Here is a 14924-nt window from a genome sequence, read left to right as displayed (position 1 = left end):
ACCGCTTTCGTCAGTTAGGACAGATATCCGTAACGCCGCCTTCTAGGCGGTTAGGGCACCGCCTAGAAGGCGGCGTTACGTTCAACAAATAAAGTTTTCCTAACCGTCCTGGCGGTTGCTATATCTACAAAGAAACCCGGTTTCTGACCTGGACGTGCGTAAGTCCTCAATCACCAATTACCGATTATCCATTACCAATTACCAAACAATGTCTACATTAAAAACAAACAATCAAGTGTTAACAAAAAAAGCCTGGGCAAAAGCTATTATCAATCCCGCAACAGAGTTTCCCTCGACTCAATTACAAGTCCTCAGCGGTAAAATCCCAGAAGGATTGCGCGGTACTTTGTATCGTAATGGCCCTGGCAGATTGGAACGGGGGGGCGATCGCGTAGGACATTGGTTTGATGGTGACGGGGCAATTCTGGCTGTACATTTTCGCGATTACCCCCCAACCGCAGTCTACCGTTACGTCCAAACTACCGGATATCAAGCCGAAACAGCAGCCGGCAAATTTCTTTACAGCAACTACGGGATGACTGCACCCGGCCCGCTGTGGCAACGATGGGGCAAACCAGTCAAAAATGCCGCTAACACCTCTGTACTCGCCCTTCCAGATAAACTCTTAGCTTTGTGGGAAGGCGACAAACCTCACGCCCTTGACCTCGAAACCTTGGAAACTAGGGGACTGGAAAATCTTGGCGGCCTTGATGATGGGCTGCCCTATTCTGCCCATTGCAAACGAGATCCCCATACTGGCTATATTTTTAACTTTGGTATCACCGCTGGTGTCAAGGGTAAGCTAAATCTTTATAAAAGCGACCCTACGGGCAAAATCCTCCAAAAAACAACTTTTCTCCTAGATGGCATTCCGGCGATCCACGATTTTGTCATGGCTGGGCCTTATTTAGTGTTTTTCGTCTCACCCCTGCGCCTCAATCCCTGGCCACTGTTGGCTGGATTAAGCAGTTACAGCGAATCCTTTGAGTGGAAACCCCAGTTAGGTACACAAATTTTAGTGTTCGATCGCGAAACTCTGTCTCTGGTAAGTCGCGGTGAAACCGATCCTTGCTTTCAATGGCATTTCGCTAACGGTTGGGTAGACTCAACGGGATCAATAATCATCGATTTTGCCCGTTATCCCGACTTTGTAACCAACCAATATCTTAAGGAAGTCGCCAGCGGACAAACTAAAACTTTTGCTAAAGCTACTCTTTGGCAAGTACGCCTGGAACCACAAACTGCCAAAGTGCAGCAGGCGGAGGAAGTTTTGAACCGACATTGCGAGTTTCCGATTGTGTCCCCGTCGGAAGTTGGTCAAATGTCCCGCTACACTTATCTAGCGGTACAACGGGAAGGCGTGGATATTAGTCAAGAAATGTTCGGCGCGATCGCTCGTTTTGACTCTCAAACTGGCACTCTCACTTGCGCTGACTTCGGCGAAAATCGTTATCCTAGCGAGCCCATCTACGCCCCAGATATTCTCAATCCAGATCGCGGTTGGATTTTAACTCTCGTCTACGATGGCAATTCAGACAGCAGCGAAGTCTGGATCTTTGACAGTGAAGGCATTGCAGGCGAACCAGTTTGTAGATTGGCATTGCCCAGCGTTGTGCCTATGGGCTTTCACGGGACTTGGAAATCCGCGCAATCTTAGGATTTACGCAAAATCGCACTACAGCGGACATTTTGGTGGTAAAAGAACCGCCAAGGCGGTTAGGGGCTAGGGGCTAGGGGCTAGGGGCTAGGGGAAGAAGGGGAAGAAGGGAATAGAATCAGCGAGTTTGGTGGAACTCAGAACGTCCTAATCGCCTTGGTAACTGCTATAAAAGAACCGCCAAGATGGCGGCCGTACTGGGATTTTGTGTAAGTCTGAAAAGATTGTAAAGAAATGTAACGCGAAATTTATTAAAAATTGTTGCAACTTCTTGATCCCCTTGTTAAGGTGTGCATATAGCCCAAATTGCGGTAACTCTGAATCTAGGAGGTGTACCATTCATGCCCTACATTGCCCAACACTTCACACGGATTGATTGATTCTTTCTTAGAACATCAATTCAGTAGTGGGATACACGAAATGGAGACTAACTAACACTTACTTACTGAATCGGTAATCTAGGATTTGAAATCTCAGGAGAGTCTACTTGCATGAGGTTGGTTTCAGAGATTAGTGCGAATCTGCAACCATGATTAAATCAAATTCACAACGCTATCAGGATTAATAAGTAGAAGGTAGAAGACCGTTATTCTGAGAGCAGAAGGAAAATACTGCTGTCACCTGCTTTTCAGTTATCAGTCTTGTACGCTTAATTATTTCCTTCTACTAATCCTACTCGACACAATCTGACAAGTTCATCTCACCAGATGCCGAGAATTCTCTATCAACACCATCAAGAAATCTGGCATTGGCTAACTACGCGGTGAGACAAAAAAGGAGAATTAAATGATGAAATTTCAAGGAAAAACAGCCCTGATTACAGGTGCTTCGCGCGGAATTGGCCGTGCGATCGCCATCGAATTAGCCAAACAAGGATTCAAACGGCTGTTGTTAGTAGCGAGAAACCGCCAGCAATTAGCCAAAGTAGCTGCCGAAATCGAAGTTTTGGGCGTGGAAGTAGTGCCTTTGGCGATAGATTTAACAGATTCAGCCGCCGTGAATATTTCCATAGCGCAAGCTTGGCGCGATCGCGGCCCCATTCACCTCTTAGTCAACTGTGCAGGAGTCGCACACCAAGCATCTTTTTTACGCTCCCCCATGCCATTAATTCAGGAAGAATTAGCCTTGAATTTAATGGGTACTTACACCATAACGAGCCTCATAGCTCGGCGAATGGCAGCACAAAAAGAGGGAACAATTGTTAATGTTTCTAGCTTGATGGGTAAATTTGCCGCTCCTACAATGGCAACTTATTCTGCTACGAAATTTGCAATTTTGGGATTTACTCAAGCTTTACGCAGCGAGTTAGCACCTTACAACATTAAAGTGACAGCTTTACTGCCTTCTCTGACAGATACCGACATGGTGCGAGACTTTCATCAATTTCGGTGGGTAGTGCCGATGACTGCCAAAACAGTTGCCCAAGCACTGATTGTCGGACTACAGAAAGATTCCCCAGAAATCTTAGTCGGATGGCAAAGCCATTTAGCCGTATGGTGTCACCGCATTGCCCCTTGGTTGATGGAGTTGGTTTTGAAAATGGCGACTCCACAGTTGCAAACTCAACCAAATCCCCGCCAAAAATTGCGTGAGGCTTTAGCTGGATCGCGATAATGTAATTGTTAACTGTTAACTGTTAACTGTTAACTGTTAACTGTTAACAAATAACTCGTTAGTAGGATGGGTGGAGCGTAAGCTCTACCCATCTTCAAAGTTTTTACTATAGCAGGAATTACGGACGAAATACCAAAAATTGAGGGTTTGGGTTTGCTTCGTACCCTCGCAACTTCGGCTTCCCTGCGGTCGCAATGACAGAATTGCGTTAGTATGCGTAATTCCTGTATAGTATAAAATTACAATTGTTTTTGTCAGCAAAAACATAGATTGTTCAGCGATCGCACATTCTCCTATATGAGCAATATACCTCTTGCCCCTGCTCCTGAAACAGCGAACTGGCAATGTCCAGAGTGCGGTGGTACCGGTTCTGTAAATCAGGAAATTTGTCCTGTGTGTCTTGGGGCAAAATGGATTGATAGTCCGGCGGCTGCCAAATGGTTACTGGATTTTATGGAGTCTGGGGGTGCCCATAGTGCTGAGATTGAGCAATTGCGAAAAGAAGATCCCGATCCCCTAACTTTGGCAGTATGCCTGGGAGTCTGTGCGGCAATTAAGCGATCGCAGACTTAACTGTTAGCAATTAGCAATTAGCAATTAGCAATTAGCAATTAGCAATTAGCAATTAACATTAGCAGGCAACTTGATACTAAAAGTAGAGCCGATACCAATCTGACTTATTACCGTAATTTCACCTCCCATCATCTGACAAAAGCAGTGGCTAATTGCCAGTCCCAAACCAGTGCCGCCGTACTTACGAGTAGTAGAAACATCTCCTTGAGTAAAAGGCTGGAAAATCTGCTGCAATTGCTCAGAAGTCATACCGATACCAGTGTCAGTGCAATTAAAAATTAAACATTCAACATTAGGGATTGTGGATGAATAGGAATTATTAACAATATTAGATTCATTATCTGTTATTAATTCTGCTTTTTTTGTACTTTCTTCGCATTTAATATTCGCCATTTCTCTACTCACTGCCAGAGTAATCTTGCCGTTGTGAGTAAACTTGGCAGCGTTGCTTAATAGGTTTAATAAAATTTGGCGTACCTTAGTAATATCAGCGTGCATTGTGTCGATATCAATCGCTTTTTTTACCTCTAAAATATTTCTGTTTTTTTCAACTAGCGGTCTGGCAGTAGCGGCAACATCATCAATTAAATCTTCGACATTGAAAGTTTCTAAGTAAAGATCCATGCGACCGGCTTCAATTTTAGAAATATCAAGAATGTCATTGATTAGCGAGAGTAGATGTTTACCAGAAATATGAATCTTATTAAGATCGGGGGTAAGTTCTTGGTAGCCTAAATCTGTCGTTTCCTCTTGAAGTATTTCGCTGTAACCGATGATTGCATTTAGCGGCGTTCGTAGTTCGTGGCTCATATTGGCAAGAAAAGAACTCTTTGCCATCGAAGCCGCTTCTGCTGCTTCTTTTGCTAACTGCAAAACTGACTCAAACTGTTTGCGATCGCTAATATCCTCAATACTACCTTCGTAATAAAGCACATTCCCATCTCGATCTACCACCGATCGCATATTCTCCGAAATCCAGATTAAACTGCCGTCAGCGCGGTAAACTTGAGACTCAAACCCTGAGATTGTAACGCTTTGAGCTGTTAAGCGGATCAGTTCATCCCGGCGGTTGGGATCGACATAAACTTGGGTTTTGATGTCAGTCACCCTCACCCGCAGTTCTTCTGGCGAGGAATAACCGTAAATCCTTGCCAAAGCAGGATTTGCGCTCAGAAAGCGCCCTTCTATACTTGTCTGAAACAGCCCTTCGGCTGTATTCTCAAAAATACTGCGATATTTTTCTTCAGCGCTGCGAAGAGCTGTTTCGGCACGCAGGCGATCGCTAGCTTCGATCGCCAAAGACACCAAATCGGCAACAGAAGCAGCAAAATTTTGCTCTTCCTGCGTCCAGTATCGGGTTTTTTCCACCTGTTCTAAACAAATAACTCCCACCACCAAACCACCGACTCGAATCGGCGCATCGAGGGTAGAAACGGTGCCCGCAACCACAAAGTAAGACTCAGAAAAATTCTTAGTTCTGCGATCGCTACGGGAATCATTCGCTGCAATAGTGCGGTCTTCTTCCAAAGCTTGAAAATATGCAGGATTATCCGCTGCTGCTAGTTGAGTACCGGACTGATGTAAGCCACTGCTGCGCTCAAATGAGTCAAAACATTCAATGTGCGATCGGCTTTCAATGTACAGCCACACGCTTACCAGTTCGAGTTCGAGAGTGTTGGCAACTGTTTGAGTAATTTCTTGAAGAGCAGTATTCAAATCTCCCCGATACAGCGCCTTATTTCGTGCTAGTTCTAACAAGGCCGAGTTTTGCCGGAGCAACTGTTTTTCTGTATATTCTTGTGCTGATTCTGCGAGTTTGCGATCGCTAATATCGCGAGCTACCCAAATCACTGACTCCTCTGAAAGCGGTGAAATACTAGCCGCAAACCAGACTTCGCGATCGCCTATCATCAAGTTGTACTCAACATTGACAGTCTGCTGAGAATTTAAACTATTTTGAATATAGCTAACAAAAATATTAGCCAGTTCTTGTGGAAAAACTTCACCAATCGTTTTACCAACTAAATCTTCCATCGGTTTGTACGTCAGCGCTTGATTTGTCGGCGCGATTTTTAAATAGCGACCTTCTCTGTCCAAAACTAGAATTAATTCGTTCATTCCTGCAAATAGCGCCCGCAATTCTGCTTCCGCAGATTGGAGTTTAGCTGTACGCTCTACAACTCGCTGTTCTAGATCAAAATTAGTCGCTTCCATTGCGGCAAATGATGAGCGTAACTGTTTAGCCATGAGGTTAAAAGACTCAGCCAATGTTCCCAATTCTTCAGCACTTTGTACCTCAACTTCTTGGTCTAATTCTCCCTGTGCCATTGCTTTTGTGGCTGCACTCAAGCGCCGAATCGGGTTAGTAATCCAGCGGGAGGTGTAAATTGAAAGCACGATCGCCACCACCAAAGCTGCTAGACACAGTAAAAAAGTAGTACGGTTATTAGCATTGATGCCATCCATAAAATCCGCTTCGGGAATTGCCACAACGATCAGCCAATCAATTCCTTTACCATCAGCCAGGGGAGCCACAGTCAAAAATTGATTGCGAGAGTTAACATTAAATGTTATGTGAATTGGTTCCTGAATCTGGTCTAAATTGCCAAATTGTCGAGACAAAGACTCCGCCGCCGAACGAATCAAAAGGTTATTACTGCTAGTTGCCTTTAAACGTTTTTGTCCCCCAGCAGTCTTAACAAAAGGCAACTCCGCTGTCGAACTAGCAACAATATCGCCACTACGCTCAATAATAAAAGCCTGTCCAGATTTACCAATTTTTAAGCTTCTGAGAAAGTCGCTGATTTGTTCCAAAGTTAAGTCGATTGCCAGCACACCTTGCAATTGACCATTTTCATTGTAAATTGGAGTAGCTGGCGTGATCCCCAGAACAGGCATCGCGGTAAATTGATAGATAGGAGACCACGTAGATTGGCGCGATCGCACGGCAGCTTTGTACCAAGGCCGAGTCCGAGGGTCGTAACTGTCTGTTTTCACCAATTCAACCCGATTTCCCTGACTATCGAGGCGGTAAATTTTCCTGGCAAAATCTGTAGACTTGTCTTTAATATAAACAAGAGGAGGATTTTCTCTCTTAACCAGTAGAAAATCGCCGGAAACACTACCATAATAGATCGTGGTCACGCGATCGCTCACTTGGGTTTGATGCCAAAAATAGCGTTCTAAGTTGGGAAAATTTTCTATATCTAAATTTCCGGCTCGAATCGCCGCCGTGTTCAATTCCAGAAATAAGTGAGATGCGTCTGCAAAGCTTTGGAAATGCTCTTGAGTGCGACCAGTAACTTCTAAACTCAAATTGGCAGCTAAATCATTAACTGCCTTCTGTCCGTTGCGAAAAGACAGCCATCCCGTCAACCCCACTGCTGCGGAGATTTGCAGCACTAGGGGGACTAATAACACAAGACGCAGCGGCACCTTGAGCGATTTAGAAGAAATCCGACTGGTTAGACCTTTCAAGAACATTTGTTTACCAATACCTACCTGCTTCTATATCACTAGGACTTACGTAGGGACACAGTAATTCTGTCATTGCGAGGGTCGCGCAGCAATCTCAAACCTAGGTTTTTAGTATCTCGTGCGTAATTCCCGATCTCATTATTGCTTAGCATCGGGTTTCTGTGTCAAACAATTGAAATTTAAGCATTAACAATTGCTTTAACAGAACTTGGAGTCTGGAAATAGCCTTGCGAACTCTAGCTTTGCCATCAGAGAATTAAAATCTGAACGTGAGACTTATTTACGGTATACGGTAGCACAGTCTTTAAGATTTTGTATCGGGGGCTGGGAATGGGTAAAATCAATATGAAGTTGAGGGGAATTAATATTTGCCAATAGAAGTATAATTTTCCACATTCTTTTGTCTTTTACGGGAGAGCAATAGTTAACTATTACCTCGACATTGAGCTGATTTCATTAAGTCTTGGATAGCACCGTTACTATCTCCTAAATTAGAAAGAGTAACAGCTCTGTTGTAGTAAGCTTGAGCTTGATTTGGATTTAGCTTGATCGCAGAGTTAAAGTCGGCTAGTGCTTCCTTTGAGTTCCCAGAATTGTAGTGAATAATTCCCCGATTGAAATGGGATTTAGCACATTTAGGATTGATTGTTGTCGCTAAATTATAATCAATTATAGCTCCAGCTTCGTCTCCCATGCGGCTGCGAATAAATCCCCGATTGCTGTAAAATTTAGCATTTTTGGGATTGAGCTGAATCGCTGTATTTAAATCTTGTAAAGCGGAGTGTTTATCACCCAAATTGTAGCGAGCTACGCCTCGATCGTTGTAGGCTGAAGCAGAATCGGGATTAATATTGAGAGCCAAGTTAAAATTTTCTATTGCCGAGCAAAAGTCTTGTTCTGCAAGTTTTTTCACACCCTGAAGATAAAAGCTTCTGGCACTTTTATTAGAAGTTAAAGCTGTTTGGGATTGAGTCTTTTGAGCGGGCAATTTTTTACGCTTGACAAAAATAAGACCGAAAATATTGATGGAGTTGAAAAGAGCTGTGACAGTTAGGGTGCTAGGAAGGATGGGGACAGTAGACATAAGACAAAGGCGTTTAACTCGATAGTCTTATCATCTCCCCTTTTTCGAGAAGCAGAAGTGATAGCCGCACTCGGAGGAACGTGATTATTTGGAGGCTAGTAGGTGACGGCATCGATTTAAACTAAGTGATGAGCTGTTGCTGATTTGTGCGATCGCAGTCACAACTACAGATGAGGTCTGCGATACAGACGCTAAATTAGCGATCGCTGCTCTAGATGGGATCGAACTCTCTGAAACCCAAGCCAGGGTTTTGTCAAAGACTTTTTTAAGCAATTCTTCAGGTTTCATCGCTCTCAGGAGGTAAGAAAATATACACTCAGTTCGCCTTAATTGGCGATCGCAGCACTCAAGTCGCCGCCAAAAGCAAAAACTCTCTCTCCTTCCCGCCATAGCACGGATTCCACTTCTTCCACAGGAATCGTCACCCAGCCATGCTCTAACAACTGGAAGGAATCAACGATCATCTGGGGGTCATCCGCATTTGCAGCATACAGATTAAATAATCTTAACTCCTGCTGAGTTGTCAACCCTTTCACATTCACTCGAAATGCCGGTTGTACATCAATTAGCTCATAGCTCAGCTCGTCATAAATCTCAATGAAGTCGTCAGGAGTCGCGCCAAAGCTAGGAATCCCTTCGGGAAATAGCTCTTTGAGTTCTTGATTCTGGTTATTGATGAGTAAGTAGTACATCAGCGCCTCCAAAAGATGAATGTTTACTTTCTACTACTCAAAACTACTTTTATCCGGTTGGTTAGCCCACAGTTGACAGTTTTGTAGCCTAACCACGCTAAGTACACGAACTATAATATTTGTCAACTGTTGAAAAGCTTGCATAGCGGTGATTTTGACATTTTACCCAAGTGACTGTCGCTACCACTCAATGCGATCGCAATCACAAATGGCACAACCCCTCTTACCAAAATCTTTGTTTTATGCTATATTTGGAGTCCCAGTTTCAAAAATCTTGACTTTCGGCTTCCAGTTGCGATCGCCTTTGCAAATTTTATAGCAATAACTAAATCCTCCTGATTCCCATACCAGTTTTCAATTAGGTAGGTACTGCTCTTAATTAGCCATTAGCCATTAGCCATTAGCTATTAGCAATTACCCATTACCAATTACCCATTACCAATTAGCAATTAGCAATTAGCAATTAGCAATTTAAGGATAATTCTTAATCAATTTCCCGCGACTAATAAAAGAAATACTTTGATTTCCTACAGCACTAATCATCACCGCCTCAACTATCGGCTCAGAAACAGTTGTTACGCTCAACCACTCAACAATAAAATTAGCTCCCACCCCTCCATTCCTATCTGTTCTGTTAACAACAAAATCTATTGAAGCTAGGCGATTTAATTCCACTGGCTGGTCTAAATATTCTTTTAACAAATTACCAGTGCTATCATAATACCGCACTGAAGTAACGATCATAGGATTAGTTAAATCTGTATTACGAATACTCAAAGTTGCCGCCAGATCCAAACTTTTATCTGAATTTTCATAATAAATATGAGAATAAATAGGTACATATATCGTTTGCCCCATTTTCCCCTTAAAATTTCGATCTAAAACAACTTTTTTTAAACTAACTTGCTCAATATTGTTAATATTTTTTCCCCTCAGCCGATCGCCCTGCGGCAATTCAAGCGAACTACAGCCAACAATAAATAGTGTAAAAAGCAGAAATATCAAAGATATTATCTTCATAGAAATTCTGGAGATACCCAAACGCGATCGCTGCCCGTGCAAATTTTAACTACAGCCTTCAAATATTGTATCCTAATTCCCAAGAGAGCATATCTGATTTACCATTAAGAATTATTCTCTAAGAGGCTAAATATGTACGTTTTAGTAGGCGGTGCGGGAATTTTAGGACTGCGTTTAGCACAACAGTTATTAGAAATGGGGCATACAGTCGCAATAGTTGATATCAACTCCTCCGTCTGCCAATATGCCCGCGAGAAAGTAGGAGTCATGGCCTTTGAAGGCAGCGCCGTCAGCACCACAGTGCTAATTGAAGCAGGGATTCGCAGAGCCGGCTCAGTAGTTGCCACCCTCAGCAGCGATGCCTTAAACTTAGCCCTAGTCACCCTTGCCAAGCACTACAAAGTTCCCCATATCGTCACCCGCATCATCGATTCTGATTTCGCAGAACCCTATCGAATTGCCGGGGCAAACCACGTTATCAGTACAATCGATCTAGCTGTAGCATCAATGGCAAACGCAATAGAATATCCCGAAATTGAATCAATGATGCACTTTGAACAAGGGCAAATCGAAGTCTTGAAACTCTCCATTCCCGGCAATTGTTACGCAGCAGCTAAGACAGTTGCCGAAATCGCCCAAGATCCACGTTTTCCCGCAGGATCTTTAATTATTGGCTATCAACCTCATCCCCACGAACCTCTAATGATTCCTAATGGTCAAACTATCTTAGAACAAGAATCAACCATCCTAGTTGTTACTAAACCAGGGTTAGTTCGCCAGATGCTCAAATTTCTAGGAATTTTGGAATCCATTGACAAAGATTAATCAAACAGGACTTATGGAAGAAGGAAAAAAGCTTAAAAAGCCTAATTTATAAACTGACTAAACGTTTGGAGATCGTTTTAAGTGATACAAATAATGCAGTGGTCTTTAGGTCAATTAATCCTAACAAACCTTAATCCCCCAGTTAATCACAGTCAAGAAACCGTTGCGGAATTAGTCATAATTCTGATCGTTTTACTCTTAGGTGCCACCGGCGTTGCCCTAATAACGCGGCGGTTTCGTATTCCCTACGTCACCGGTTTAGTATTAGCCGGCTTCGCGGTGACAGATTTATTACCCAGTCATACTGGACTAGATCCGTCCCTAGTTTTGAATCTTTTCCTCCCAATTTTAATCTTTGAAGCTGGCATTAATACAGATATCAGTCGTCTTCGCAGCACATTTAAACCAATTGCTCTCTTAGCTGGGCCTGGAAGCGTACTTGCCTCTGCTATTATTGGGATCATCTTAAAATTTAGCCTGGGACTAACTTGGATACCCGCTTTACTTCTAGGAGTAGTTCTAGCAAACACCGATACAGTTTCAATGATTGCCGTCTTTAAAAATATACCTGTACCCTCGCGGCTTTCTACCATTGTTGAAGGAGAAACCTTATTCAACGATGCCACAGGTTTAGTTTTATTCAACCTGATTTTGAAAGTATATTCAACTGGCTCCCTGACCTTTTTCGAGGGAGTCCAAGACCTCCTATTTATCTCTTTGGGAGGAATCGTTGTCGGGTTAATTCTGGGCTATTTAAGCATACCTGTATTTGAACGTTTAGACGATCCCCTCAGTAGTCTTTTATTGACAGTTGCAGTTGCATTAGGAACTTTTCAGGTAGGGCAATATATAGGTGTATCGGGTGCTGTGGCTGTAGTTGTAGCTGGATTAATTTTTGGAAATCTTGGACTTTCTCGAACCGCTTCTGCTTCTGCCCGTATTACCTTATTAAGTTTCTGGGAATATGCCAGTTTTAGTGTTAATACTTTTATTTTTCTACTAATTGGTGTAGAGATAAACCTAATTACACTCTTGAACGCTTTACCTGCGGTTTTAATTGCTATTTTGGCTTTTCAAGCTGGTCGAATTCTTTCAGTGTACCCGCTTTTGGCAGGAATTCGTTGGATAGATCGTCCAATTCCTTTACGCTGGCAACATTTACTTTTTTTAGGTAATATCAAAGGCTCATTATCAATGGCTTTAGCCTTAAGTTTACCTACCACATTACCAGGTCGTGAAGGTCTAATCGCTTTAATTTACGGGTGTGTTTTGGTGTCATTAGTTGGTCAAGGATCGAGCTTACCTTGGGTTGTAAAACGCTTAAATTTATCTAAATTTTCAGAGGCGAAGCAGCAGATAGAAGAATTACAAGCTCAGTTAATTACATCTAAAGCAGCACAGGATGAATTAGACAGTTTGTTGAAGTCAGGAGTGTTACCAAAAGCCGTCTATGAAGAGATGCGTTCAGGTTATCAGGTACGAGTAGCAGGAGCGGAAAAATTACTGCGGGAAATCTACAATCGTCGCCCAGATGAATTCGATCCCAAACGTGGCGCGACTGGGAAAATTGATGGGATTCGACGGCGTTTATTGTTGGCGGAGAAAGTAGCGCTTACTGAAGCAATTCGCAAGCGAATTCTTTCGGAAGAAATTGTGCATGAGCGGCTGAAAAAACTCGATCAGCAATTGCTGATATTAGAAGATGATTGATGGTTCGTTAGCCATGCAATATACAGGATATTGGTGAATTTGGTAGAATCTTTAGGGTAGTGGTAAGATGGAAAAATAAATTCAAGGTTGTTTTATGTCAAATCCTGAATTATTGGCTCAACTACGACAGTTATCCAGTGATGAGAAGGTTGAAATTATGCAGTTTTTAACGGCTGATATCTCATTACGTTCATAGTCGATCGCCACTATTTACATCAAACCAGTGAATTAACTCAGGTGCAAAAGCCAGCGCCACCGTATCCCCATCTAACTTTTGATCTGGCGGAGTCAACGCCCGCACTTTTATATCTTCTGCACCATTTACTCGGAGGCTAATTAAATTCTGCATTCCCAAATTTTCCACCAAATAAACCTGACCTTCAATTGTCTGAAAATCTCCCGATTTAGCAATGCGAACGTGCTCCGGGCGAATACCTAAAATAATCTCTGGAGGAGTTGTCAACATTTGGGGTAAACGCACTTTAAACTTACCCAAAATAGCATCATTACCTTCACATTTTAGCTTGAGTAAATTCATCTGCGGACTGCCAACAAAACCAGCTACAAATTGATTTGATGGATGGGTATAAATTCGGTGCGGTGGATCTAGTTGCTGCACAATGCCATTGTTGAGAACTGCAACTTTTGTGGAAAGCGTCATCGCTTCAGTTTGATCGTGGGTGACGTAAACTACAGGCGCTTTTTGCGTTTTAAATAATTGCTTCAATTCTGCGCGGACGTGCTCTCTAAGTAAAGCATCAAGATTGCTTAATGGTTCATCTAACAAAAATACTTCTGGTTGGCGCACTAACGCCCGACCTAATGCTACCCGTTGTCGCTGTCCTCCCGACATTTTACTGGGTTTGCGATCCATTAATTCTGTTAGTCCTAGTGATGCTGAAACTTCGTCTACACGCCTTTTGATTTCAGCGGCGGGAGTTTTATGCAGTTTTAAACTAGAAGCCATATTTTCATAGACTGTCATGTGCGGGTAGAGGGCGTAACTTTGAAATACCATCGCAATGTCGCGATCGCCTGGTCTGAGATGAGTGACGTTGCGATCGCCAATTATAATCTTACCCATTGTGGGTTGTTCCAACCCTGCAATTAACCGCAGAGTTGTGGATTTTCCACATCCAGACGGCCCTAATAAGGTGATAAATTCTCCCTCTTGCACATCTAAACTAATGTTTTTAACAGGAACAATTTTAGGGCTGTAAGTTTTATTGATGTCGATCAGTTGTAGTTTAGCCATGATGGTAATTAGTAATTGGTAATTGGTAATTGGTAATTGCTAATGGCTAATGGCTAATTGCTAATTGGTAACAACGAACAACTAACCACTAACTACTAACAATTATCCTTTAACTGCACCAGCAGTTAAACCTTGGACAATACGCCGCTGGAATGCCAAAACTAGAAGTACCAGAGGCAAAGTTCCCAAAACTGTAGCGGCCGCAATTGGGCCATAAGGAATTTCAAACATTGACGCTCCACTTAGTTGAGCCGTTGCGACAGGAATCGTTTTCATAGATTCGCGAGTAATAAAAGTAAGAGCAAAAATGAACTCATTCCAGGCACAGATAAAAGTAAGAATTCCTGTTGTTATTAACGCTGGTAATGTTATCGGCAAAATAATTTTCCACAGCATTTGAAAAGTGTTATATCCGTCAATTTTTGCTGCATCTTCTAAATCTTTAGGCAACTGTTGAAAGAAACTCCGCATTACCAAAATAGTCAGCGGCAAATTTATAGCAGTGTAAGGAATAATTAACGCTAAATAATTATTTCCTAAATTTAAAGCTTTGACAATTTCCAACAACCCCAAAAATAGCAGTACACCCGGAAAAAGCGTCACAATCATAACGCTAGCAAGGATAATTTTCTCACCCCAAAGTCGCAACCGCGCCAAAGCATAAGCTGCGGGAGCACCAAATGCTAAACACAGTAATGTTGAGCTAATGGAAACGAAAGCGCTATTTAAAATATAGAGGGTGAAAGGGCGACGGCGGAACAGAGAAAGGTAATGATCGAAGGTAATTTGTCTGGGAATATAGACATTAGGAACAGCAGAAATATCTGCATTAACCTTGAAAGAAGTCAATACCTGCCACAGGATCGGCCCCATGAAATAAACGACTACTAAAAAAATAGTAACTGGCAAAATAATCAAGCCAATATTGAAATCTTTTTGAGTTGTTTTTTGTCTTGCAATAGCCATTTTTTACTGTTAAATTGATAAATCGAAACTTCTTTAAAACGTAACGCCGCC

The 14924-nt window shown here is 42.6% G+C and carries 13 protein-coding genes; 6 read left to right on the top strand and 7 right to left on the bottom strand.

From position 1 onward, the window contains the following. Positions 1-208: 208 nt before the first annotated feature. From PY364_RS05935 to PY364_RS05925, 3 genes are all read left to right on the top strand, one after another. A complete protein-coding gene (locus tag PY364_RS05935; RefSeq protein ID WP_275521316.1) occupies positions 209-1657 on the top strand; it encodes a carotenoid oxygenase family protein in 1449 nt (482 codons plus the stop codon). A gap of 789 nt (positions 1658-2446) precedes the next feature. Further along, entirely contained in the window at positions 2447-3271 is an 825-nt protein-coding gene (locus tag PY364_RS05930) for an SDR family NAD(P)-dependent oxidoreductase (protein WP_275521317.1), read from the top strand. 297 nt (positions 3272-3568) lie between these two features. Next, positions 3569-3844: a hypothetical protein gene (locus PY364_RS05925; protein WP_275521315.1), complete on the top strand. Its 276-nt coding sequence runs from the start codon at positions 3569-3571 to the stop codon at positions 3842-3844. Between the two features lie 45 nt (positions 3845-3889). Here PY364_RS05925 and PY364_RS05920 read toward each other — a convergent pair whose 3' ends face one another. The 4 genes from PY364_RS05920 to PY364_RS05905 all read right to left on the bottom strand — a co-directional run bounded on the left by PY364_RS05920 (position 3890) and on the right by PY364_RS05905 (position 9097). Then, positions 3890-7327 carry a PAS domain S-box protein gene (locus PY364_RS05920; RefSeq protein WP_275521314.1) on the bottom strand — a complete coding sequence of 1146 codons (3438 nt, stop codon included), beginning with the start codon at positions 7325-7327 and terminating at the stop codon, positions 3890-3892. Positions 7328-7745: 418 nt separating this feature from the next. Next, positions 7746-8405, bottom strand: coding sequence for a tetratricopeptide repeat protein (locus PY364_RS05915; RefSeq protein ID WP_275521312.1), 660 nt, complete (start codon positions 8403-8405; stop codon positions 7746-7748). Positions 8406-8489: 84 nt separating this feature from the next. Then, entirely contained in the window at positions 8490-8693 is a 204-nt protein-coding gene (locus PY364_RS05910; protein ID WP_275521311.1) for a hypothetical protein, read from the bottom strand. 38 nt (positions 8694-8731) lie between these two features. Next, on the bottom strand, positions 8732-9097 hold the full coding sequence (locus PY364_RS05905; RefSeq protein WP_275521310.1) for a hypothetical protein: 366 nt from the start codon (positions 9095-9097) through the stop codon (positions 8732-8734). A 148-nt stretch (positions 9098-9245) separates the two neighbouring features. On the opposite strand from PY364_RS05905, the gene PY364_RS05900 reads away from it, so the two are divergent. Then, positions 9246-9416, top strand: coding sequence for a hypothetical protein (locus PY364_RS05900; RefSeq protein WP_275521309.1), 171 nt, complete (start codon positions 9246-9248; stop codon positions 9414-9416). A gap of 152 nt (positions 9417-9568) precedes the next feature. Here PY364_RS05900 and PY364_RS05895 read toward each other — a convergent pair whose 3' ends face one another. Further along, positions 9569-10117, bottom strand: coding sequence for a DUF3124 domain-containing protein (locus PY364_RS05895; protein WP_275521308.1), 549 nt, complete (start codon positions 10115-10117; stop codon positions 9569-9571). A gap of 132 nt (positions 10118-10249) precedes the next feature. Between PY364_RS05895 and PY364_RS05890 the strand changes: the two genes are divergently transcribed. Both PY364_RS05890 and PY364_RS05885 read left to right on the top strand, forming a co-directional pair. Further along, a complete protein-coding gene (locus PY364_RS05890) occupies positions 10250-10942 on the top strand; it encodes a TrkA family potassium uptake protein (RefSeq protein WP_275521307.1) in 693 nt (230 codons plus the stop codon). A gap of 93 nt (positions 10943-11035) precedes the next feature. Beyond that, positions 11036-12652: a sodium:proton antiporter gene (locus tag PY364_RS05885; RefSeq protein WP_275521306.1), complete on the top strand. Its 1617-nt coding sequence runs from the start codon at positions 11036-11038 to the stop codon at positions 12650-12652. A 190-nt stretch (positions 12653-12842) separates the two neighbouring features. Here the strand turns inward: PY364_RS05885 and PY364_RS05880 are convergent, their stop codons facing one another. Together PY364_RS05880 and PY364_RS05875 are read right to left on the bottom strand one after the other, a co-directional pair. Continuing rightward, a complete protein-coding gene (locus tag PY364_RS05880) occupies positions 12843-13907 on the bottom strand; it encodes an ABC transporter ATP-binding protein (RefSeq protein ID WP_275521305.1) in 1065 nt (354 codons plus the stop codon). Between the two features lie 102 nt (positions 13908-14009). Continuing rightward, positions 14010-14873 carry a carbohydrate ABC transporter permease gene (locus PY364_RS05875; protein WP_275521304.1) on the bottom strand — a complete coding sequence of 288 codons (864 nt, stop codon included), beginning with the start codon at positions 14871-14873 and terminating at the stop codon, positions 14010-14012. Between the last annotated feature and the right edge of the window lie 51 nt (positions 14874-14924).

Origin of the sequence: Kamptonema sp. UHCC 0994, assembly GCF_029167235.1 — a bacterium.
Classification (GTDB): domain Bacteria; phylum Cyanobacteriota; class Cyanobacteriia; order Cyanobacteriales; family Microcoleaceae; genus Kamptonema.
This window is presented reverse-complemented; position numbering and strand designations above follow the sequence as displayed.

Excerpts from the sequence above, each read along its gene's own strand:
- PY364_RS05935 (WP_275521316.1), top strand. The coding sequence starts at position 209 with ATGTCTACATTAAAAACAAACAATCAAGTGTTAACAAAAAAAGCCTGG.
- PY364_RS05930 (WP_275521317.1), top strand. The coding sequence starts at position 2,447 with ATGAAATTTCAAGGAAAAACAGCCCTGATTACAGGTGCTTCGCGCGGA.
- PY364_RS05925 (WP_275521315.1), top strand. The coding sequence starts at position 3,569 with ATGAGCAATATACCTCTTGCCCCTGCTCCTGAAACAGCGAACTGGCAA.
- PY364_RS05920 (WP_275521314.1), bottom strand. The coding sequence starts at position 7,327 with ATGTTCTTGAAAGGTCTAACCAGTCGGATTTCTTCTAAATCGCTCAAG.
- PY364_RS05915 (WP_275521312.1), bottom strand. The coding sequence starts at position 8,405 with ATGTCTACTGTCCCCATCCTTCCTAGCACCCTAACTGTCACAGCTCTT.
- PY364_RS05910 (WP_275521311.1), bottom strand. The coding sequence starts at position 8,693 with ATGAAACCTGAAGAATTGCTTAAAAAAGTCTTTGACAAAACCCTGGCT.
- PY364_RS05905 (WP_275521310.1), bottom strand. The coding sequence starts at position 9,097 with ATGTACTACTTACTCATCAATAACCAGAATCAAGAACTCAAAGAGCTA.
- PY364_RS05895 (WP_275521308.1), bottom strand. The coding sequence starts at position 10,117 with ATGAAGATAATATCTTTGATATTTCTGCTTTTTACACTATTTATTGTT.
- PY364_RS05890 (WP_275521307.1), top strand. The coding sequence starts at position 10,250 with ATGTACGTTTTAGTAGGCGGTGCGGGAATTTTAGGACTGCGTTTAGCA.
- PY364_RS05885 (WP_275521306.1), top strand. The coding sequence starts at position 11,036 with ATGCAGTGGTCTTTAGGTCAATTAATCCTAACAAACCTTAATCCCCCA.
- PY364_RS05880 (WP_275521305.1), bottom strand. The coding sequence starts at position 13,907 with ATGGCTAAACTACAACTGATCGACATCAATAAAACTTACAGCCCTAAA.
- PY364_RS05875 (WP_275521304.1), bottom strand. The coding sequence starts at position 14,873 with ATGGCTATTGCAAGACAAAAAACAACTCAAAAAGATTTCAATATTGGC.